General features: G+C 67.7%; 16 protein-coding genes and 1 pseudogene. 6 read left to right on the top strand and 11 right to left on the bottom strand.

Annotated features, from left to right (window positions below; genetic code table 11):
- Both ASD28_RS15995 and ASD28_RS32830 read right to left on the bottom strand, forming a co-directional pair.
- On the bottom strand, nucleotides 1-1815 hold a 1815-nt coding region (locus tag ASD28_RS15995), incomplete at its 3' end, for a beta strand repeat-containing protein (protein WP_373994859.1).
- A 73-nt stretch (nucleotides 1816-1888) separates the two neighbouring features.
- Nucleotides 1889-2668 (bottom strand): annotated as a pseudogene (locus ASD28_RS32830) (heme utilization protein); the annotation flags it as partial.
- A 522-nt stretch (nucleotides 2669-3190) separates the two neighbouring features.
- Here ASD28_RS32830 and ASD28_RS15985 point away from each other — a divergent pair.
- Together ASD28_RS15985 and ASD28_RS15980 are read left to right on the top strand one after the other, a co-directional pair.
- Entirely contained in the window at nucleotides 3191-3760 is a 570-nt protein-coding gene (locus tag ASD28_RS15985; protein WP_056129868.1) for a lipocalin family protein, read from the top strand.
- A 93-nt stretch (nucleotides 3761-3853) separates the two neighbouring features.
- On the top strand, nucleotides 3854-4759 hold the full coding sequence (locus ASD28_RS15980) for a helix-turn-helix domain-containing protein (protein WP_229412399.1): 906 nt from the start codon (nucleotides 3854-3856) through the stop codon (nucleotides 4757-4759).
- On the opposite strand, the gene ASD28_RS15975 is transcribed toward ASD28_RS15980, so the two are convergent.
- The 3 genes from ASD28_RS15975 to ASD28_RS15965 form a co-directional block, all read right to left on the bottom strand.
- Nucleotides 4760-5308 carry a DUF2058 domain-containing protein gene (locus ASD28_RS15975; protein WP_056129863.1) on the bottom strand — a complete coding sequence of 183 codons (549 nt, stop codon included), beginning with the start codon at nucleotides 5306-5308 and terminating at the stop codon, nucleotides 4760-4762. It abuts the gene before it with no gap.
- Between the two features lie 70 nt (nucleotides 5309-5378).
- Nucleotides 5379-6527, bottom strand: coding sequence for a PHB depolymerase family esterase (locus ASD28_RS15970; protein WP_056129859.1), 1149 nt, complete (start codon nucleotides 6525-6527; stop codon nucleotides 5379-5381).
- A 9-nt stretch (nucleotides 6528-6536) separates the two neighbouring features.
- The gene (locus ASD28_RS15965) at nucleotides 6537-6953 is read right to left on the bottom strand and encodes a hypothetical protein (protein ID WP_056129856.1); all 417 of its coding nucleotides are present in this window, start codon (nucleotides 6951-6953) and stop codon (nucleotides 6537-6539) included.
- 165 nt (nucleotides 6954-7118) lie between these two features.
- Between ASD28_RS15965 and infA the strand changes: the two genes are divergently transcribed.
- Complete coding sequence (infA, locus tag ASD28_RS15960; protein ID WP_056129853.1) at nucleotides 7119-7382, top strand: translation initiation factor IF-1; 264 nt, start codon at nucleotides 7119-7121, stop codon at nucleotides 7380-7382.
- A 2-nt stretch (nucleotides 7383-7384) separates the two neighbouring features.
- On the opposite strand, the gene ASD28_RS15955 is transcribed toward infA, so the two are convergent.
- The 4 genes from ASD28_RS15955 to ASD28_RS15940 form a co-directional block, all read right to left on the bottom strand.
- Complete coding sequence (locus ASD28_RS15955) at nucleotides 7385-8671, bottom strand: MFS transporter (protein WP_056129851.1); 1287 nt, start codon at nucleotides 8669-8671, stop codon at nucleotides 7385-7387.
- Nucleotides 8664-11090, bottom strand: coding sequence for a family 20 glycosylhydrolase (locus tag ASD28_RS15950; protein ID WP_229412398.1), 2427 nt, complete (start codon nucleotides 11088-11090; stop codon nucleotides 8664-8666). Before ASD28_RS15950 ends, ASD28_RS15955 begins: the two co-directional genes overlap by 8 nt.
- A 2-nt stretch (nucleotides 11091-11092) precedes the next feature.
- A complete protein-coding gene (locus ASD28_RS15945; RefSeq protein ID WP_229412397.1) occupies nucleotides 11093-13717 on the bottom strand; it encodes a TonB-dependent receptor in 2625 nt (874 codons plus the stop codon).
- 144 nt (nucleotides 13718-13861) lie between these two features.
- Nucleotides 13862-14062, bottom strand: a complete 201-nt coding sequence (locus ASD28_RS15940; RefSeq protein WP_056129845.1) for a DUF2905 domain-containing protein — start codon at nucleotides 14060-14062, stop codon at nucleotides 13862-13864.
- A gap of 123 nt (nucleotides 14063-14185) precedes the next feature.
- Between ASD28_RS15940 and ASD28_RS15935 the strand changes: the two genes are divergently transcribed.
- A complete protein-coding gene (locus ASD28_RS15935) occupies nucleotides 14186-14653 on the top strand; it encodes a host attachment protein (protein WP_056129841.1) in 468 nt (155 codons plus the stop codon).
- A 1-nt stretch (nucleotide 14654) separates the two neighbouring features.
- On the opposite strand, the gene ASD28_RS15930 is transcribed toward ASD28_RS15935, so the two are convergent.
- Both ASD28_RS15930 and ASD28_RS15925 read right to left on the bottom strand, forming a co-directional pair.
- Complete coding sequence (locus ASD28_RS15930; RefSeq protein ID WP_056129839.1) at nucleotides 14655-16262, bottom strand: methyl-accepting chemotaxis protein; 1608 nt, start codon at nucleotides 16260-16262, stop codon at nucleotides 14655-14657.
- A gap of 260 nt (nucleotides 16263-16522) precedes the next feature.
- On the bottom strand, nucleotides 16523-18160 hold the full coding sequence (locus tag ASD28_RS15925) for a methyl-accepting chemotaxis protein (protein WP_056129836.1): 1638 nt from the start codon (nucleotides 18158-18160) through the stop codon (nucleotides 16523-16525).
- Nucleotides 18161-18424: 264 nt separating this feature from the next.
- Here ASD28_RS15925 and ASD28_RS15920 point away from each other — a divergent pair, with 264 nt between their 5' ends.
- On the top strand, nucleotides 18425-19627 hold the full coding sequence (locus ASD28_RS15920) for an ABC transporter substrate-binding protein (protein ID WP_200948839.1): 1203 nt from the start codon (nucleotides 18425-18427) through the stop codon (nucleotides 19625-19627).
- A 1-nt stretch (nucleotide 19628) separates the two neighbouring features.
- On the top strand, nucleotides 19629-22091 hold the full coding sequence (locus ASD28_RS15915; protein ID WP_056129831.1) for a PAS domain-containing sensor histidine kinase: 2463 nt from the start codon (nucleotides 19629-19631) through the stop codon (nucleotides 22089-22091).
- Nucleotides 22092-22216 lie beyond the last annotated feature (125 nt).

The following is a 22216-nucleotide window of genomic DNA, read 5'->3' as shown; positions in this document are numbered from 1 at the left end:
GTTGGAAGCCTGTGCGGTCGTCAGGGCGGCAGCCTGGGCCGTCGTCAGGGCGACGATCTGGTTCGTCGTCAGGCCAGCCGAGACCTGGGCCGTGGTCAGCGCGGCGATCTGGGCGGTCGTCATCGACGACAACTGGTTCGTCGACAGGCCGGCCGAGATCTGGTTCGTCGTCAGCGCGGCAACCTGGCTCGTCTTGAATGCGGCGAGGTCGACGGTCTGCAGTGCGGCAACCTGGTTGGTCGTCAGCGCGGCGGTCTGCGCGTTGGTCAGCGCRCCTGCCTGGGACGTGGTCAGGGCAACGATCTGGTTCGTCGTCAGGCCTGCSGACACCTGGTTGGTCGTCAGTGCGGCGATCTGGTTCGTCTTCAGCGACGCGAAGTCGGCCGTTTCGATCGCGGCGACCTGGTTCGTCGTCAGCGCRCCGACCTGGCCGGTCGTCAGGGCACCCGCCTGGTTCGTGGTCAGGGCRACGATYTGGTTCGTCGTCAGGCCAGCCGACACCTGGGCGGTCGTCAGCGCGGCGATCTGCGCGGTCGTCAGCGAGGAGAACTGCGCCGTGGACAGRCCGGCCGAGATCTGGTTTGTCGTCAGCGCGGCAACCTGGCTCGTCTTGAACGCGGCGAGGTCGACGGTCTGCAGTGCGGCAACCTGGTTGGTCGTCAGTGCGGCGGTCTGCGCGTTGGTCAGCGCACCTGCCTGGGACGTGGTCAGGGCGACGATCTGGTTCGTCGTCAGGCCAGCCGAGACCTGRTTCGTCGTCAGCGCGGCGATCTGGTTCGTCTTCATGGCGGCCAGGTCGGCCGTTTCGATCGCGGCGACCTGGTTCGTCGTCAGCGCGCCGACCTGGCCGGTCAGGCCAGCGGACACCTGGGCGGTCGTCAGCGCGGCGATCTGCGTGGTCACCATCGACGCCAGCTGGTTCGTGGACAGGCCGGCCGAGATCTGGTTCGTCGTCAGCGCGGCAACCTGGCTCGTCTTGAACGCGGCGAGGTCGGCGGTCTGCAGTGCGGCAACCTGGTTCGTGGTCAGCGCGGCGGTCTGGCCGGTGGTCAGCGCGCCTGCCTGGTTCGTGGTCAGGGCGACGATCTGGTTCGTCGTCAGGCCAGCCGAGACCTGGGCCGTGGTCAACGCGGCGATCTGGGCGGTCGTCATCGACGCCAGCTGGTTCGTCGTCAGGCCGGCCGAGATCTGGTTCGTCGTCAGGACGGCAACCTGGCTCGTCTTGAACGCAGCGAGGTCGGCGGTCTGCAGCGCGGCAACCTGGTTCGTGGTCAGTGCGGCGGTCTGCGCGTTGGTCAGCGCACCTGCCTGGGACGTGGTCAGGGCGACGATCTGGTTCGTCGTCAGGCCAGCCGACACCTGGTTCGTCGTCAGCGCGGCGATCTGGTTCGTCTTCATGGCGGCCAGGTCGGCCGTTTCGATCGCGGCAACCTGGTTCGTCGTCAGGGCGCCGACCTGGCCGGTCGTCAGGGCACCCGCCTGGTTCGTGGTCAGGGCGACGATCTGGTTCGTCGTCAGGCCTGCCGACACCTGGGCCGTGGTCAACGCGGCGATCTGGGCGGTCGTCATCGACGCCAGTTGGTTCGTGGACAGGCCGGCCGAGATCTGGTTCGTGGTCAGCGCGGCAACCTGGCTCGTCTTGAACGCGGCGAGGTCGGCGGTCTGCAGTGCGGCAACCTGGTTGGTCGTCAGTGCGACGGTCTGGCCGGTGGTCAGGGCGCCTGCCTGGGCCGTGGTCAGGGCAACGATCTGGTTCGTCGTCAGGCCAGCCGAGACCTGGGCCGTCGTCAGCGCGGCGATCTGGTTCGTCTTCATGGCGGCCAGGTCGGCCGTTTCGATCGCGGCGACCTGGTTCGTCGTCAGCGCGCCGACCTGGCCGGTCGTCAGNCGTCGTCAGCGCGGCGATCTGGTTCGTCTTCATGGCGGCCAGGTCGGCCGTTTCGATCGCGGCGACCTGGTTCGTCGTCAGCGCGCCGACCTGGCCGGTCGTCAGGGCACCCGCCTGAGCCGTGGTCAGGGCAACGATCTGGTTCGTCGTCAGGCCAGCGGACACCTGGGCGGTCGTCAGCGCGGCGATCTGCGTGGTCACCATCGACGCCAGCTGGTTCGTGGACAGGCCGGCCGAGATCTGGTTCGTCGTCAGGCCAGCGGACACCTGGGCGGTCGTCAGCGCGGCGATCTGCGTGGTCACCATCGACGCCAGCTGGTTCGTGGACAGGCCGGCCGAGATCTGGTTCGTGGTCAGCGCGGCAACCTGGCTCGTCTTGAACGCGCCGAGGTCGGCGGTCTGCAGCGCGGCAACCTGGTTCGTGGTCAGCGCGGCGGTCTGCGCGGTGGTCAGTGCGCCGGCCTGGGACGTGGTCAGGGCAACGATCTGGTTCGTCGTCAGGCCAGCCGACACCTGGGCCGTGGTCAGCGCGGCGATCTGGTTCGTTTTCAGCGACGCGAAGTCGGCCGTTTCGATCGCGGCGACCTGGTTCGTCGTCAGGGCGCCGACCTGGCCGGTCGTCAGGGCACCCGCCTGGTTCGTCGTCAGGGCGGCGATCTGCGTGGTCGTGAGGCCGGCCGAGATCTGGGTCGTGGTCAGGACAGCCAGGTCACGGGTTTCGATGGCCTGCAATTGGTTGGTCGTCAACGCACCAAGCTGCGTCGTCGAAAACGCAGTCATGTCGGAGGTCGCGAGGGCGACGATTTGGGAAGTAGTCAGCGCCTGTATCTGGGCGGTGCTCATTCCGGTGATAACTGATGCCATGGTCGATGAACCTTTAATATATTGAACGTTGTCCGAATGATCGCCGCCCGATGCGCGATATCAGTAAAAGACTATTTCCCTAAGGATACATTTTATTGGTGCGCTTACGAATGCTTTACGGCAACAAACCGGCCAACTTGAGGCATTTTCGGTTGTTTTTTCTCCACAACGCACTCTCCACCACGTATTTTTATCCCTTCGATAATTCATCCGGACCGGCTTTTCCAGCCACGTGGCGCTTGACGTTTCTTGCGTTGCCATTAAGAAATTTCTGTCAGCAGAAGAGAAAGGCGACAGCCGGACGGCTGCCATTAAGTCTGCAGAGCAACTTTCTTGCAAATCAATGTAGTTGCATTATTGACAATCGATTGGCGGCGGGCGACGGCTCGGGCGAGGTTGTCGTACGATAGACACAGTCCCGTTCAACAACGTATCCCCATGCTCCCGAATACCCGCCTGATCCTCTTGCTGCTCGGCCTGCTCGGCGCCAGTGCGACGCTGCTCGCCGCCGAACGCGGCGCCCGTTCCGCGCCCGTGACGCCGGTTCCCAGCCTCGACGTGCCGCGCTACATGGGCGCCTGGTATGAAATTGCAAAATACCCGAACAGGTTTCAGAAACAATGTGCCGGCAACACGACGGCGCATTACAGCCTGCAGCCGGACAAGACCGTGCAAGTCATCAACCGCTGCCGCCGCACGGACGGCACCATCGACGAGGCGGTGGGCACGGCGCGCCAGCTGGGCGGCCCCACGTCGCCGACGCTGAAGGTCCGGTTCGCGCCGGCCTGGCTGTCGTTCCTGCCGATGGTGTGGGGCGACTACTGGGTGATCGACCTCGACCCGAATTACCAGCTGGCCGCCGTCAGCGAGCCGCGGCGGGACTATCTGTGGATCCTGTCACGCACCCCGACCGTGTCGCGCCAGGCGTACGGCGCCCTGCTCGAGCGGCTGGAGCGGCAAGGGTTCGACCTGAGCAAGCTGGAGATGACGCCCCAGGCGGCGTACTGACAACACTCGGCGGCGGCGGCAGCGGTAAACGCTTGCCAACGGCATGTTATTTACGGAAACTAGTTATTTCAATTTTGTAAATGATTGCCGTTGATGTCGAAGACCGCCGCGCGCGTGTCGCGCCTGTATGAAGTGATGGACCTGATGCTGGACTCGGTCGGCGATCCGCTCGCATTGAAATCGCTGGCGGCGTCGGCCAGTTATTCGTCGTTCCACTTCGACCGCATCTTCCGCGAACTGACGGGCTTCTCGGCCTGCGAATACCAGCGCAAGCGCCGCCTGCGCCGCGCCGCCCACCTGCTGCGTCACGAGCCGGACGTGCCCATCGTGCGCATCGCCCAGGATTGCGGCTTCCCATCGAACGCGGCATTCGCCAAGGCATTCAAGCAGCAGTTCGCGATGTCGGCCAAGGCGTGGCGCGAAGGGGGATGGCGCGACTACATGGACCAGCAGGTCGGCCGCGAGAGCGACGTCAGCTTCTTCGTCGCCGAGCCGGACAACCTGGAAGCGATCCTGGCCCCCTACTGCCCGCCCGAGCCGGGCACGATCGCCGCGCGCATCGCCGTGCGCAACCTGCCGGCGCTGACCTTGCGCTACCAACGGTTCTTCGGCCAGTCCGGCGCGGCGCTGTCGTTCGCCTGCCACGACTTCATCCAGGAACGCGAGAATGCCGACGGCGTGCCCGCCAGCACCCCGTGGTACGGCGTGTTCGACGAAGACCCGGGTTTTACGGGCGAGCGGGAATATTGCTATGACTTCGGGTGCGCGGACGATACCGTGCTCGATCCCGGCCTGGGATTACGCGTCCTGCCGGCCGGCACCTACGCCTGCCTCGACTTCGACGACGAGTGGCCGCGCTTCCGCTCCATGTACGAGGACTGGCTCGACAAGCAGGCCGTCTGGCGCCTGGACAGCACCCGGCCGCACATCCAGAAGGTCGAACGCACACCCGAGGGCCGCTGGCGCGGCTGGCTCGCGCTCCCGATCAAGAAACGCTGATCACCAGTCGAAATCGTCGGGGATCTTGAAGTCCTTGTACGGATCGTCCTCGCCTTCCGCGACGGCTTCGGCAGCCTTGTTCACGCGTACGACGCGTTCCGGCGCCCGTTCCGCGATCTTGTCCGCGATCACGCGCGGCACCAGCTCGAAGCCGCCCGCGTGGGCGACGATCGACAAACGGCCTGCCACCAGGTGGTCGCGCACGGCCGCGGAGACGTGGATGCGCTCGATCTTCGTGCCGATCGTGAAGTTGTAGACGACGTCCAGGTTGCCCTTGCCCTTGGGCTGGCGGTTCACCTGGATCATCTGCGTGATCTGCGCCTCGACGGCCTTCGCGGCGGCGGCCGCATCGCGCTGGGCGTTCAGGGCACGGGCGCGCTCGGCCTGCTGGCGCTGGGCCTCGGCCACCGCCTCCTTCGTCTCGTTGACGCTTTGCACACCGGTGCGGCGCTCGATTTTTTGCTGCTTGGCCTTTTCCTGGTTGACGACCTTGACCTTCTTCTTGTCGACCAGCCCGGCCTTCATCAGCTGCTCCTGCAGGGAAACCATCCTGTACTCCATCAACGATCGTGGGAATCCTCCAGCATAGCAAACCTGGAGGTTTCGCAACAGTCGCCGATCAGCCGCCGGCCTGGTCCAGGAAGAAGCGCAGCATCTCGGCCGACGCGCTTGGTCCGGCCGCATCCGTGTACGAACCGGACGGATCGCCGCCGGCCCAGGCATGACCCGCCCCGTGCACGACCCAGTGTTCCGCCACCGCGCGTCCGGCATCGTCCAGCGCCGTCGTGCGCGTGTGGCCGCGGCCGGTGCCGGCCGTGCCGCGCTCCTCGATCTCGCGTACGGTCCCGTCGCCCAGGAACTGGCGGATCAGCACCTCGCCGTTGGACGGATGGACGACGGCGTCCTGGTCGCCATGGAACACGATCAGCGGCACGCGGCGGCGCAGCGTCCGGCTGGCGCCGTGCAGGTGCTTGCCCTTCATCGCGTTCAGCCCCGACATGAGGTCGCGCGCCGCGCCGACCGGCAGGCCGGAATGCACGCCGACGGCCGCATACAGCTCGGGATAGGCCGCGCCCATGACGGCCGCCATCGCCCCGCCCGCCGACAGGCCGGCGATGTAGACGCGGCGCGGATCGGCGCCGTGCTCCTGCACGATCTTGCGCGTCATGCCGGCAAGCAGCGAAGGCTCGCCTTGCTCGCGCTGCTGGTGGGTCGCGTCGAACCAGTTCCAGCAATTCGAACTGTTGGCGCTGCGCTCCTGGTCCGGATACAGCACCAGGCAGCCTTGTTCTTCCGCCAGCCGGTTCATGGCCGTGCCGGCCGCGAAATCGGCGGCACTCTGCTGGCAGCCGTGCAGCATGACGACGAGCGGACGCGGCCCGGTCGCCGCCCGTGCCGGCACATACAGGCGGTAGCGGCGCGTGCCGGCTGCGTTGCCGAACGATCCTTCGATAAATTGGCCGGGCGCGTCAGGCGTGACCGGCTGTGGACGCGGGCGCAGCGCGTCCAGGCGCGCGCGCCAGTCGTCGGCCGGCTTGCCGCCTTTCGCCGTGGCCTGACGGCGCAGCCAGTCCGGCACGCCGTTCAGGTCGACGAACGGTGCGCGCGCCGGCGCTTCCGCCGCGGACGGCGTGGCGGAAGCGCCGGGCATCAACCCGGCATTGCGCAGCGCATCCTGGATGAGCGCGGTGGCCGCGGCCGGGTCCTTGCCCTGGCCCGAACGGACGGCGCTGAGCATGTTCTCAACAAATTGTTCATAGGGTTTCATGGTGTTCCTTCAAATATGGATGCGGTCCGCAAGCGCGGACTTGACGGCGGCGGGAGCGAGAAAGGCGCCCAGCACCTGGATCGACGCGATGGCGTCGCGCGCCAGTTCGGGCGTGACGTCGTCGTCGATGGTGGCGAGGCCCAGCACATGGATGTCGAGCCGCTCGCCGGCGGCGACGCTTGCTTCAAGCGCCGCCCTCGTATAGCGCTGCATGCCCATGACGAAGCGCTTGCGCGTCACCGTCTGGCGGATCACGTCGCCGTGCTGCTGTAACTGGTTGCGGATGGCCGTACGGACGAAATCCGTGCGGTTCGTATAAAACCCTTCCGCCACGAGCAGGTCCATCTGGGCGAGATCGACCAGGCCCAGGTTGATCGTGACCTTGTCGGTATCAGGGAATTTGGGTTTCGTTTCGACGAGCTTCATGGCGCCTCCATGGTTTTTATACGCCCATCATACTCCAACCAGAGTATAAATGGAGTATAACTAAAACTCATCCAAATGCGTTATAATATGCGTTCCGGCTATATAGCCGACTCACCTCATCGACACGCCGGCACCCCGCCGCGCGCCCGCCACCCAAGGACCCTCATGGCCAAAGAAGAACTCATCGAAATGGACGGCATCGTCCAGGAAATCCTGCCCGACTCGCGCTTTCGCGTCGACCTGGACAATGGACACAAACTGATCGCTTACACGTCGGGCAAGATGCGCCAGCACCATATCCGCATCCTCGCGGGCGACCGCGTGACGCTGGAGATGTCCGCGTACGACCTGAGCAAGGGTCGCATCACGTTCCGCCATATCGAGAAGCGCAACGCAGCGCCGGCGCGCCGCCCGACCTACCGCCGCTGACGTCAGTCCTGCGTCGCCGGTGTCATCTTCACGAACCGCGTCAACACGAGCACCGGCAGCGCCGACAACACCACCCACAGGAAGAAGTGACGGTAACCCAGCGCATGCTGGATGTCGCCGCTGACCACCTTCGACAGCACGAAGCCCAACTGCATGAACCCGGACCCCAGCGCGTAGTGCGCGGTCTGGTAGCGGCCGGGCGCGATCACCTGCATGATGAACAGGATCATGCCCACGAAGCCGAACCCGTAGCCGAACATCTCGGTCGACAATGCGGCCATGACGAGGCCCAGGTGCGACGGTTGCGCCGCGCTCAGGTACCAGAACACGAGGTTCGGCACGTTCATCGCGAGGATCAGCACGAGCATCGCGCGCCTGAGGCCCACGCGCGCCGTGAACCAGCCGCCGAGGATGCTGCCGACCAGGAAGGCCGCCGTGCCGGCCGTGCCGTAGATGGCGCCCACTTCCTGCGTGGAGAGACCGAGGCCGCCGACCGCGCGCGCATCGCGCAGGAACAGCGGGCCGATCGTCTGCACCTGCCCTTCCGCGAGACGGAACAGCAGGATGAACAGGATGCCCATCCAGATGCCCGGCTTGGCGAAGAATGCGCGCACGACGTCCACCAATACGTCCACGCTGCCACGCATCGACGCCCCGGCGCCGGTCCTCGCGGTCTCGGGCAACGCCCACGCGTGATACAGCCCGAGCCCCGCCAATAGAGCCCCCAGCAGCCCGAACACGGTCGCCCACGCGGCCGGCGGTCCCACGCGCTGTTCGAGGAAGCCGGCCAGGATCACGAGACCACCCAGCGACAGGAACTTGGCGCCGTTGAAGAACGCGCCCTGCCAGCCGGCGTACGCCGCCTGCTGGCGCTCCGACAGGTTCGCGATATACAAACCGTCGGCCGCGATGTCGTGCGTGCTGGACGCGAACGACACGATGGCCAGCAGCCCGATCGCCAGCGCGAACCATGCGGGCAGCTGCAGCGCGACGGCCAGCGCCGCGAGCGCGATGCCGCCCGTGACCTGCAGCACGACGACGACCCGCTTCTTGCTCGCCGCGAGTTCCAGGAATGGACTCCACAATGCCTTGAACACCCAGGCGAGGCCGAGGACGCCGGTCCAGCGCGCGATCTGCTCGTTGGGCACGCCCATGCTCTTGAACATCAGTCCCGCCACGAGGGCGACGGCGTAGAACGGCAGGCCCTGCGCGAGGTACAGCGTGGGCACCCACGCGAGCGGATGACGGTGCGCCTGGGGTGCGAGGTGGTCGGGACGGATGCTATCCATGGGAGTCCAGTGCGATGACGACGGTTGCGCTCTTGCGGCCGCGCGTGTCGAAGGTGGCGACCTTGAACACGGCGGCGCCCTGCCCTGCCTCCACCGGTCCCGTGTAGCGCGGGCTGGCGGCATCGGGCTCGCTGCCGTCCAGAGTGTAATGCAGCGCCAGGCCCGGCAGGGCCACGTTCGCGTGGAACGTCCGGCCGGCGGCGACGGCGCCCGGCGGCGGCAACCGGTAGCCGTAGGCCAGCGGCGCGCGGTCGAGCCGCGCCAGTTCGCGCTGGCCGAGGCGGTTGGCGAATTCGTTCCACGCGTCGTCCATGGCGCGTGCGCGCGCATCGGCATCGTCGATCGCGCACCAGCCGGGATCCGGTGCCCACGCCCGCTCCGCCAGCGCCACGAGGCGCGGCGCGGCCAGGTATTCGATGCGGTCGCGCGTGCGCGCATTCTCGCCCCACAGCTGTCCCTGCAGGCCATTGACGCGGCGCCGGCCCGCGGCCGTCAGGCGCGTCATCGCGGCCAGCCGCCCGGGCGACACGCTTTGGCCCATCGGGTCGGTGGCCGCGCTGACGATCATGTCCAGCGGGCAGAAGCCGAACGCATGGCGCGTCTCCACGAAGCCGGCCCAGTAATAACCGGGTTCCTGCGGATCCTTCGCATACGCGAGGTCGAAATACAGGTTCGCGGCATTCGCCAGCACGACGTCGTAGCCCGCATTGGCGAGACGGTACGCGACGTCTTCCTTGCCCGAGCCCCACGCGTTGTTCCATGCATAGACCTGGAAACCGGGGCCGCCGTCCTCGTACACGAGCGCCGTCTCTTCCCAGCCCGCGAACGCGAGGCCGTGGCGCGCGAGGATCGCGCGGCAGCGGTCGACGAAATCCGCCTGAAGCTGCGCGATCCGGGTCCAGCCCCGCTCGCGCATCAGCGCCCGGCACCGCGGCGAGCCTTCCCACGCGCCCGGCGGCACCTCGTCGCCGCCCGTGTGGATGGTCTTGAGCGGCACGCCGGCCTCGCGGTACAGCGCCGCCACGTGGGAGGCGACCGTGTCGATGAAGCGGTCGACGGACGGCAGCGCGATGCAGATCACGTTGTCGCGCCACAGCTGCACGGATTCGTAGACGGAGGCATCGTACGGATCGCTCAGCAGGTAGCGCTCCGCGCCTTCGATATCGCCCTGCGCGCGCAGGCGGTCGTGGCGCGCGCGCATCGCCAGCACGGCCGCGCGCGCGTGGCCCGGCATGTTGAATTCCGGGATGACCTCGATGTGGCGTGCGTGCGCGTAACGCAGGATCTCGATGAACTCGTCCGCGTCGTAATGGCCCGTGCCGGACGATGTGCCCACGTCCGCGCCGGAACCGAACGACGGCGGGAGGGTGCGGTCGCGCGCCGCGCCGCGCTTGCTGCCGATGTCCGTCAGTTCCGGCAGCGCGTCGATCCGCAGGCGCCAGCCCTCGTCGTCCGTCAGGTGCAGGTGCAGCCGGTTCAGTTTATAGCGCGCCATGCAGTCGAGCAGGCGTTTGACCGTGGCGACCGAGGCGAAGTGGCGCGCCACGTCGAGCATCATGCCGCGGTAGCCGAAGCGCGGCGCGTCGAGCACGCGGCCGCACGGCAACACACCATCCGCATCCAGCAGCTGGGCCAGCGTCTGGATGCCGTTGAACACGCCGTGCGCACCGGCGCCGCGCACGAGGATCGTTCCGGGATCGATGTCGAGCCGGTACGCCTCCGGCCCGTCCGTCGCTACCGTGCCGATCTCCAGCAGGATGCGCGCGCCGTCGCCATCCGGCAGATCGTCGAGGAGCGCGCGCAGCAACGCCGCCTCGCCGGCCAGCGCGGCGCCGGCCATGATCTCGCTGGAGGCCGACAGCCGGCTGCGCGCGTTCGTGAAGCGGGCCGAGAGCGGCGTCGGCGTGATGCGGCCGACTTCCGCATCCGGCAGCAGGCGCAGGCCGCCGTTCTCGCGCCAGCGCCAGGCCGCGTCGGCCGGCGGCAGCACGTCGCGCGCATGGCGCTGCAGCTGTTCCGGCCGCGCGAACGGCGTGACGTCGGCGTCGCCCAGGTCGACCGTGCGCCCGTCCGCTGCGACGAGGTAGAAGCCGAGCGGCGCGTCCGTCAGGCTGATGGCCCAGAACTGCGCCTCGTAGCGCACGTCCAGCATCTCGCCGGGCTGCCACGGCGACGGTGCCGTGCGGCGCAGCGCGAACAGGTCGCCGTTGACGTGCTCCAGGTCGAAGCCCGCGCTCACGCTGCCGGCCAGCACGCGCCGGCACGCGTTGAAGTACACGGTCCATCCCGCCGCGATCGGCGCGTCCGACACGTTGGTGAGCGTCAGGCGCGCCGCGAACGCGTCGTCCGCGACGAGGTTGGACAAGCACGCCCACGTCACGACGACCGGCGCGCCGTAGCGCTTCTCTTGTTGCGACACGATCAGAGCTTGCCGCGCAGGCCGAGGTAGAAGGTGCGGCCGTTCGAGTAGAACGCACGCGGCTGGTCCTTGTTCTCGGCGTACATCTTGATCGTCTCGTTGGTGAGGTTCAGCGCGTCGAACGTGACCGTCAGGTGCTCGTTGATCTTGAAGTTCACCGAGGCCGCCAGCGACGGCATCGCATCCACGTGCTGGCTCGCGCCGCGGTCGACGCCCGCCTTGTACGCCGAACGGTGGCTGTACGCGAGACGCGCGGAGAAACGGTCGTTCTCGTAGTAGCCCGTCACGTTGTACGTGTTCTTCGACGCGTTGAGCATCTCGCCGCCGCCATCCAGCTCGCCGTCCGCCCACGTGTAGTTGGTGAGCATGCCGAAGTTGCTCCACAGCGGCTGCTGCCAGGACAATTCGATGCCCTTGTTGGTGGCGGTCGTGTTGTACGGCGACGTGATCTGGTAGTCCGTGAACGCGCCGCGCTTGTTGTTGTAGTAGCTGCCCGTGCTCGTGCCCTGCGCGACGATGGAGCTGAAGTCCATGTAGAACAGGCCCGCCGACAGCATCGCCTTCGGCATGTAGTACCACTCGGCCGACAGGTCGTAGTTGACGGAGCGGATCGGATCCAGCTTGACGTTGCCGCCGCTGCCCGACAGCGCATCGTCGTTCAGCGACACGGAACCGCCCAGCGCGCTGTAGTCGGGACGCGCCATCGTCTTGGCGATGCCGGCGCGGACGACGAGATCCTGGCGCACGTCGAACTTCACATTCGCGCTCGGCAGGTAGTCGCGGTATTTGCGCTCGTACGTCGTCGGCGTGTACGGACCGAATGCGGAACCGGTGATCGGGTTCTGGCCGCCCGGCAGGTTCACGACGGTCGTCTGGCGCGTCTCGACGGCGCGCAGGCCGAAGTTGCCGCTCCAGCTGTCGCCGCCGATGTCGGCCATGCCGTAGACGGCCGCCGTCTTCTCGCCCACCTTGAATTCGTCGAGCCAGTTGTGGCGCAGGGTGAAATCCAGCAGGCGGTTGCCCGGCACCGCGCCCCAGGCGCCGAGGGCGGCACCGCTGTACTTGAAGTAGTTGTTGAAGACGCTGCCGCCGAGGTCCGAGCCGAAGTCGCCCGGGTACATCTCGCCGTTCCACACCGGTCCCGGATTGCTGAAACCGTTCGGGCCCGGGCGCGTTTCCAGCGGGTGCTCGGCGGTGCGCTTGTGGTCCGTCCAGCGCGCGCCGAAGCGGACGCCCTGCAGCCACGGGTTGTCGCGCACGCGCCAGGTGCCGTCGACCTGCGCATACTTTTCCTTGTCGACCGACTGCGCCTCGCCGCCGCCCGCCCACGCCGTCGATCCCGGTTTCGTCGTGTTCCCGCCCGGGTAGCTGACGGTGGCCGGCGTCATGCCGTTCAGCGCGTACATCATGCCGCCGTCGACGTTGTTCTGGTAGTAGACGTCGCCGTGGTCCCAGCCGATGCCGTGCGTGCGGCCGATCTTGCCCGTGAAGCTCAGGTCCTCGTTGACGCGCCAGCGGCCGTTCAGGTCGATGTACCACGATTCGCCGCCCGCATCCGGACGGTAGATGTTGTCGACCTCGCCCGAGTTGCTGGAGAACGTCGCGCCGACGAGCGTGCCGTTGCGGATCACGGGGCTCGCCGGAATCAGGTTCGCGCTGTTGATCGAGTTCGCGGGCGCGGCCAGCCAGTTGGTGTTCTGGTGCGGCGCGCTCAGCTTCGAATAGAAGCCGTTCAGGTCGACGCCGATGTCGCGCGTCGGCTTCGCCTCGATGTCGAAGGCGCCGCCTTCACGCTTCTTCTTTTGCTCGAAGAACGCGGCGCCGATGAAGGTCGGGACTTTCACGCCCGCGAGCGACGGATTCGCGACGGCGGCGGCGCTCGTCGCGCTGATCGGCGTGTAGCCGAGGATCTCCTGGCCGTCGCGGCGCACGCTCTGCTTTTCCGAGAAGCCCTGCAGCAGCACGCCGAACGTATTGGTCGCGTTCTTCCAGCTCACGAGGGCCGACACCTGCGGCTCGGTCTTTTTTGCGAGGTCGTTGTAGTTGGCCTGCACCGACGCTTCCACCGTCAGGGGCTGGCGGAAGTCGAGCGGACGGCGCGTGATCACGTTGATGGCGCCCGACACGCCGCCTTCGACGAGATCGGCGGTGGCGCTCTTCTGCACGACGATGGAACCGACGAGTTCCGACGGCAGCAGCGAAAAGCTCGACGAGCGGCCCACGTTGCCGCCGTACTGGTTCAGCACGAACCAGTCGCCCGTGCTGATCGCGTGGCCGTTGAACAGCGTCTGCTGCAGGCTGGGGCTCGTGCCGCGCAGGCTGACGCGGTCGTTCTCGCCGAAGCCGCCCTCGCCGCCCGCGGACGATTGCGTGTTCACGCCGGGCAGGCGCTGGATCGCGTCGGCCACGTTCTTGTCGGGCATCTTGCCGATGTCCTCGGCCGTCACCACCTCGACGACGGCGTCCGCGTTGCGTTTCTGGCGCAGCGACTGTTCCAGTGCCGCGCGCACGCCCGTCACGATCACGGTCTGCGCGTCCGGCGTGCCGCCGTCCTGCGCGCGCGCCTGTGCCGCGATGCCCATTACCAATATCGTCACCGCGCCCGCGATCGCGGTGGTCCGTCCCATCGACTGTCTCATGTGCTCTCCCAAAACTGTGGTAATCAAAGAACCTTGCCAGTTTCGAATTCGTGGACGCTGCAGCGTCTCTCGTCTTCGTATGGGGCGCATTGTCTCGTTGAAATTCCGACCGTGTTTGTCAAATCTTGCTAATCAGCGGCGGAAGAACCACAGCACGATCGAGACGACGATCGAGATGATGAGGCAGGTGACGATGGGGAAGTTGAAGGAAAAACCTTCGCGGACGACGTGGATGTCGCCGGGCAGGCGGCCGAACGGGAACCGGCGCAGCCAGGGCCAGAGGAGCCCCGCGGCGAGCAGCACGAGGCCGAGAACGATGAGGAGTTTTTGCATGGCGCCAGTCTAGCGCCTTTCGTACTTCCCGAAAATCCTGGTTGGGATAGACTCTCCCTCAGCCTGTATGGCCCCGGTGGGGCCTACATCTTCAAGTTTATTTTGGACAAAAAGGGGGAAAGCATGCCTACCACCTGGATCGTATCCGCCGACGCGGGCCGCGCCCGCATCTTCGCCGAATCGGACCCGAAGCAGCCGTACATCGAAGTCGAGGACATGGTCAGCGCCAACGCGCGCCTGCGCGACGCGGACATCAACACCGACCGGATCGGCCCGACGTCGGCCGGCCAGAGCATCCACAACACGGGCGGCGCCACGCCGAACAAGCAATACCAGCCGGCGCAGACACCGGAACAGCACGACGCCGAGTTCTTTGCCAGGGACATCTGCAACTACCTGCTGAAGAGCTGGCAGGAGCAGCGCTTCCAGAAACTGGAACTGGTGGCCGAGCCGAAGTTCCTCGGCGTGCTGCGCGGCCAGCTGGACAACCAGCTCAAGCCGCTCGTCGACCTTGAACTGAACAAGGACTACAGCCACTTCAACGCGCACCAGCTGCGCGAACAGCTGCAGGCGCAGAAGTCCAAGTTCTGATTCAGGCCCGTGCCAGTGCCGGACGCGGCTGAGCGTCCGCTACTGGCCGCGTCGCCTGCGCCGGCCGCGGGCCCACACGGAACACGCCGACCGACGCCGCCAGGCGCTGCGCCTGTTCGTGCATCGTGCCGGCCGCCGCGGCGGCTTCCTCGACCAGCGCGGCGTTCTGCTGCGTGACCTGGTCCATCTGCGCCACCGCGACGTTGATCTGGCCGATGCCGGCCGTCTGTTCGGCACTGGCCGACGTGATCTCGCCCATGATGTCCGTCACGCGCCGCACGCTGTCGACGATCTCGCGCATCGTCGCGCCGGCCTGCCCCACGAGCCGCCCTCCCGTCTCCACGCGCTCGACCGAGCTCTCGATGAGTCCCTTGATCTCCTTCGCCGCGCCGGCCGAGCGCTGGGCGAGGTTGCGCACCTCGGACGCCACGACGGCGAACCCGCGCCCCTGCTCGCCCGCGCGCGCCGCTTCCACGGCCGCGTTGAGCGCGAGGATGTTGGTCTGGAACGCGATCCCGTCGATGACGCCGATGATCTCGGCAATACGGCGCGATGCGTCGCTGATGTCGCCCATCGTGCCGACCACGTCGTCGATGACCGCGCCGCCGCGCTCCGCCACGCCCCGCGCCGCCTCCGCCAGCGCATTGGCCTGGCGCGCGTTGTCCGCGTTGTGCTTCACGGCCGACGTCAGTTCTTCCATCGATGCGGCCGTCTCTTCCAGCGACGACGCCTGCTGCTCGGTGCGCGCCGACAGGTCCTGGTTGCCGGCCGCGATCTGGCGCGAGGCCGTCGCGATCGTATCGGTGCCGCCGCGGACCTCGCCGACGATGTCCGCCAGCGATGCGTTCATCGCGCGCAGCGCGCCGAGCAGCTCGCCGATCTCGTCGTTGCGCTCGATGTGCACGATTTGCGTGAGATCGCCGGCCGCCACGCTGCGGGCCACGCGCGAGGCTTCGGCCAACGATGCGCCGATGCCGCGGATCAGCCACGTGGCGACGCCGGCGCCCGCGAGCGCGCCGAGGACGATCAGGGCGATCGCGAGATTGCGCGTGCGTTCGTAGCGTGCCAGCGCGGCGCCGTATTGCGCTTGCGCCACGTCCAGCTGCAATTGCACGAGCGCCTGCATGTTCTTTTGCGCCGGCAGATAGCGCGACGCCAGCGGCCCCTTGACCAGCTTCCGGACCTCGTCCGCATCGTTGGCACGCAGCGCGGCCATGGTCGGCTTCAGGCCGTCCCGGACGAACGCCAGGCGGCTCTCGATGAACGACTGGGCCAGGACTTTTTCTTCCGGCGTCAGGTAGGTTGCCTTGTACCGGTCCCACAGCATACTGATTTCCTGGATGCGTGCTTCGACTTCCGCGATCACGGGACCGTTGTCCGGCTCGGCCGCCAGCGCGGCGCTCGACAGGGCATTCTGGTTCTGCTGCATCAGCGACAGGATATGGCTGAGCTGGCTGAGGGGTACCAGGCGGTCGTTGTACACGGTACCCAGCGCGGCATTCGTGGCGCCCTGGTTGACGAGGCCGACGACGCCCACGACGATAGAAACCGCACTCAACAGTACGGTCAGGAAGATGAGACGGGTCTTGATGCTGAGATGTTTGAACATGGCGATGGCAGGCAAAAGCGACTGTTTGTAGGTATGGTGGCGCTACCAAACTGTAGAGCAGTTTAACGGCTACCGGTACTCATTTGTTGCCATCAGTCCACAAAATCACGCAATTTCCAGCTATCCGCACCAAAGCGGAGCCAGCATCACTGTTTCGGTGCAGCAATGCGCACCAGGATGGCGCAAAATACACGTCCGTAAACGGCGGCGCCCGCCGCTGCCGGAAGGCAGAGCGGCGGGCGCGAAGCCGGCGTTGTCGCTTAAAAGCCCATGCCGCGGGCAGCTGCCAGACGACGTGCGGCGAGTGCCGGCTGCGGCCGGGACGGCGTACGGGATGCAGCTGCGGCCGCATGGTCCAGCTTGAACGCGCTGACCGCCTCGGCCAGGCTGCGCGCCTGTTCCTGCATGGATTCCGTGGCCGCGGCGGCCTCCTCGACCAAGGCCGCGTTCTGCTGCGTCACCTGGTCCATCTGCTGGATCGCGGCGCCGACCTGTTCGATGCCGGCGCTCTGCTCGCCCGACGCGGCCGAGATCTCGGCCATGATGTCCGAGACGCGGCGCACGCTGGCGACGACTTCCTGGATCGTCGTGCCGGCCTCGCCCACCAGGCGCGAACCGGCGGCGACCTTCTCGACGGAGTCGCCGATGAGTTCCTTGATCTCCTTCGCCGCCCCGGCCGAGCGCTGGGCCAGCGTGCGCACCTCGTTCGCGACGACGGCGAAGCCGCGGCCCTGCTCGCCCGCGCGCGCCGCTTCCACGGCCGCGTTCAGGGCGAGGATATTCGTCTGGAACGCGATGCCGTCGATGACGCCGATGATGTCGACGATCTTCTTGGACGACGCGTCGATCGCGCCCATCGTTGCGACCACCTGCGCGACGACGTTGCCGCCGCGCACGGCCACGCTCGATGCCGACACGGCCATCTGGTTGCCCTGCCGGGCATTCTCCGCGTTCTGGCGCACGGTGCTCGTCAATTCTTCCATCGACGCCGCGCTTTCCTCAAGCGCGCTGGCCTGCTCCTCGGTGCGCGCCGACAGGTCGTGGTTACCGGTGGCCACCTCGATGGCGGCGGTGGCGATGGTGTCGGCGCCGCTGCGCACGCGCGTCACCAGCGCGTTCAGGTTCGCGTTCATGGTCTGCAGCGCGATCATCAGTTCGCCCGTCTCGTCGCGGCTCGCGACGTCGATGCGCGTCGTCAGGTCGCCCTGCGCGACGGCATTGGCCACGGCCACCGCGCGCCGCAGCGGGCCGGTGATGCTGCGCGCAAGCCACCACGCCAGCGCCGCGCCCAGCAGCACGACCGCGATGCCGACGCCCACCAGCAGCAGACGTCCGCTCGCCGCGATGCCCTCGACGCGCGCCTTGGCGTCGTCCACGCCCTTCTTCTGGTGTTCGGCCAGGTCGGCCGCCGCCGCTTCGTACGCCGCAAGCGCCGGATTCATGCCGGCATCGGCGGCGCGCTCGATGGCGGCCGCGTCGACGGTGCCGCTTTCCATGAGTGCGAACAGCTTCTTGCGCGCCGTCGTGTAGGCCTTGCGCCGCTCGCTGAGGGCCGCCATCAGCCGCTTGCCTTCGTTGCTCGCGACGAGGCGCTGCAAGTCCTCGTCGATGCGGCTGATCTCTTCGCTGTTCGCCTTCATCCTGGCGTTGATCCGCTCACGGTCCTGGGCGTCGATGGCACGCAGGCGCGCTTCGGTGAGGGCACGGTTGATGCGGGTGCTGGCCAGCCGGCGGTCGGCCAGGCGGGTCTTGCTGATCGACGCGTCCATGTCCGCGGTCGCGCCGACGACCTGCTGCAGGCGCAGTACGCCGACCACGGTCAGCATGGCCGACAGCGCGAGCACGGCGGCAAACGCGAGCCCGAGCCGGGCTCCGATTTTGAGATTCTGGATATGCATGTGCACCTCGACGGAAACGGTAATGCTGCGGATGCGCGCGGCGGGTCGTGGCGGCGGGCCGGAGCGGTGAAAGGGCGAGGATGGGGCCCGCACGTGCCGCGCCTGCGTGGGCGGAGACCGTGTCACGATTTAATGATACACGCCATATTTATTCACGGAACATTCAGTTGCGACACCGCAACGCTATTTCGTCGCAGAATGAGGTAAAGCCTGCCGGTATAACGTTAAAATTCCAGATTCCGCTCCGTCACACCTGCGATTGCCATGCCCGCGTCCAACTATCCCTCACCGTCCCGCCGCCGCGTTCTCGCTGCCCTGTCGTTGTCCGGCCTGCTGCCGACGGCCCGCGCGGCCGCGCCGCGGCCCGTGCTGCTGGGCATCGACGGCGAATTCGGACTGGACAATTCGACATCGGCCCAGGCCGTCGAGCTGGGCATGCGCGCGGCCATCGCCGAGATCAACGCAGCGGGCGGCGTGCTGCACGGCCGGCCGTTGCAGGTCGTGACGAAAGATCATCGTTCGATCCCGGCGCGCGGCATCCGCAACATTCAGGAGTTCGCGGCGATGCCCGATCTCGTGGCGGTGTTCGGCGGCCGCTTCAGCCCCGTCGTCATCGAGGAACTGCCGACGCTGCGCGCGACGCACACCTTGTTCATGGCGCCGTGGTCGTCGGCCGACATCATCGTCGACAACGAGATGCGTCCGAACTACGTGTACCGCCTGTCGCTGCGCGATTCGCTGGCCATGCCGAAGCTGCTGCAGACGGCGCAGCGGCGCGGCCTCGACCGCATCGGCCTGCTGCTGACCAACACGTCCTGGGGCCGCAGCAATGCCCAGGCGGCGGCCCGCGCGGCCGAGAAGCTGCCCGCGCTGAAGCTCGTCGGCACGTCGTGGTACAACTGGCGCGACACGAGCCTCGTCGACAACTACCAGCACCTGCGCGCGGCCGGCGCCCAGGCCATCGTCCTCGTCGCCAACGACGACGAGGCGGCGATCCTCGTGCGCGAAGTGGCCGCGCTGCCGAAAGCGCAACGCCTGCCGATCCTGAGCCACTGGGGCGTGACGGGCGGCGAATTCGCGGTCCAGGCGGGACCGGCGCTGCAGCAGGTCGACCTGTCCGTGATCCAGACCTTCAGCTTCTTCCGCGCCGACCCGGCGCGCGTCAAGCGCTTCCTCGCCAGCGCGGCGCAGGTGTCGAAGGTGCGCCGCATCGAGGACATCAAGGGTCCCGTGGGCGCCGCGCACGCCTACGACCTCACGCACATCCTGGCGCTCGCGATCGACCGCGCCGGCAGCACCGACCGCAAGGCCGTGCGCGACGCGCTCGAGCGTCTCGGCACGGTCCACGGCCTCGTCAAGACGTATGCGCCGCCGTTCACGCCTGCCCGCCACGAAGCGCTCGGCCCGGACGACCTGCTGCTTGCGCGCTACCGCGCGGACGGCGTCCTGGTGCCTGCGGGCGACTGACATGATCGATGCATCCGCCCCGGCCAGCCTGGCGCGCCGCTTCGCGCACGCGGCCGCGATCCTGACGGCGGCCGCCGTGCTGCTCATCGCCGGCGTCTCGTTCTGGCTGATCGACCACCAGCGCGCGCAGGCCAACGCCCTGCTGCAGGAGCGCGAAGTCGCGTTCCACGCCACGACCGTCGGCCACAACCTGGAAGCGGTCGTCACGCGCCTGCACGAAGTGGGGGCGAGCCCGATCCTGGCCACGGCGCTCGTCGACAGCGCCGGCAAGGAAACCTACCTGACGCCGTTCCTGCACGGCCTGCGCCAGATGAACGGCATTCCGCTGCGCCTGCTGTTCACGGATTTCGAGGGCAAGGAAATCGCGGACAACGGCGTGCCCGGCTTCACGGACGCCGACATGGCGTGGCTGCGCGCGCGTCTGGAAAATGGCGACGACCGGGCCACCTTGCAGACCGGTCCTGACGGCGGGGAGCTGCTCGGCGTCGTGCTGCTGCGCTACCAGCGCACGCGCACGCCGGAAGGCGCCCTGGTGTACAAGGTGCGGCTGGCCGACCTGAAGCCCACGTCGTGGGCCGTGCTCGCGCCCGCGCCGGTGGGCAGGAAGGCGGCGGTGCCGCACGAGATCGCGGCACCCGTGCCGCTGCCGCCGCGCCTGGCCCACGTGGGCCTCGTGCTGCGCGAGGACGAGCGCCGCCTGCCGCTGCCGCTCGAGACGTCGGGGCCGCAATACCTCCTGATCCTGGTCGTGGCCTGCCTGCTTGCGCTGGTGGTGTTCATCCTCGCGGCGCGGCTGGCGCACGGCCTCACGCGCGACCTGCGCCGCCTGGAGACGTTCTCCGCCAGCCTGGGCGACGACATCGGCACCCAGCGCGCGCCGCTCGAGGGTTCGCGCGAAGTCGTCAGCCTGGCGCGCGCGCTCAACCGCATGCTCGACCGCCTGTACGAACAGCGCGCGCGCCTGGAAGAAGAACGCCGCAAGTTCCTGCAGCTCGCGAACAACATCCCGCAGCTCGTGTGGATGGCCGACCCGGAAGGCAACATCGTCTGGTTCAACGACCGCTGGCACGAATTCACGGGCAGCCCGCCGGGGAGCGCGGGCGCCGCCGAGTGGCACCGCTACCACGATCCCGAAGTGCTGCCGCAGGTGATGCGGCGCTGGAAGGAAGCCCTCGCCAGCGGCAACATGGCGCAGATGACCTTCCCGCTGCGCGGCGCGGACGGCCGCTACCGCAGCTTCTTCACGTCGGTGGCGCCGCTGCGCGACGAGGCCGGCCAGATCGTCCAGTGGTTCGGCACGTGTACCGACGTCACCCCACTGGAACGGGCGGAACGCGCCGTGCGCTACAGCGAGGAGCGCCTGCAGCAGGGCCTCGTCGCCGCCCGCATGGCCGTGTGGGAGCGCGATCCGCACAGCGGCCAGGTCAGCTTCTCGGCCAACCTGCACAGCGTGTTCGGCAAGAGCTGGCACAACATCGCCGAGCTGCAGAAGCTCGTCCATCCGGACGACCGCCAGCCCCTGCGCGACACGGTCGAACAGGCCATCCGTGCCGGCGGCGAATACCGCGCCACGCCGCGCGTGCGCCGCGCCGACGACGGCCGCCTCGCGTGGATCGACATGCGCGGCCGCCTCGGCCTCGGCGCCGACGGCCGCAGCACCGTCGTGCACGTCGTCGCGATCGACATCACGGAGCGCAAGCGCGCGGAAGAAGCGCTGCAGCTCGCGGACCGGCGCAAGGACGAATTCCTCGCCATGCTGGCGCACGAACTGCGCAACCCGCTGGCGCCGATTTCCAGCGCGGCCGACATGCTGCGCCTGGCCTATGCGGGCGAGCCGCGCGTGAAGCAGATCAGCGACATCATCGCGCGCCAGGTCGCGCACATGCGCCACATCGTGAACGACCTGCTGGACGTCTCGCGCGTCACGCGCGGCCTCGTCGCCGTGGCCAGGCAGCCGATCGACCTGCGCCGCGTCGTCGCGGAGGCCGCCGAACAGGTCCGTCCGCTCGTCGACGCGCGCCGCCACCGCCTCGACGTCGCGCTCGGCGAAGCGCCCGTGATGGTGGACGGCGACCATACGCGCCTCGTGCAGGTGGTCGCGAACCTGCTCACCAATGCCGCCAAGTACACGCCGGAGGGTGGCCACATCGAGGTCGAACTGGAAGCCGCCGACGGCCAGGCCTTCCTGGCCGTGCGCGACAGCGGCAACGGCATCGGTCCCGACCTGCTGCCCGTCGTGTTCGACCTGTTCACGCAAGCCTCGCGCACGCTCGACCGCGCCCAGGGCGGCTTGGGGCTGGGCCTCGCCCTGGTGCGCAAGCTCGTCGAACTGCACGGCGGCCAGGTCGACGCCGCCAGCGCCGGACCGGGGCGCGGCAGCACGTTCACCGTCACCCTCCCTTTGCTGGACGTCAAACCGGGGTCAGAGCCCGTTTTTGAGAAATTGCCTGAAACCGGGGTCTGACCCTGACCCTTCCCCTCAAATTTTCACAACCTGCACCAAATTGATCAGTGTAAGTAGGGCGAGCTGGAAGGCGTGGTGATCCAACTGAGGTCGTACGCAATCGGTCAAATAATGACGTGCCAGGG

The sequence above is a fragment of the Massilia sp. Root133 genome, from assembly GCF_001426525.1.
Lineage (GTDB): Bacteria > Pseudomonadota > Gammaproteobacteria > Burkholderiales > Burkholderiaceae_D > Telluria > Telluria orientalis.
This window is presented reverse-complemented; position numbering and strand designations above follow the sequence as displayed.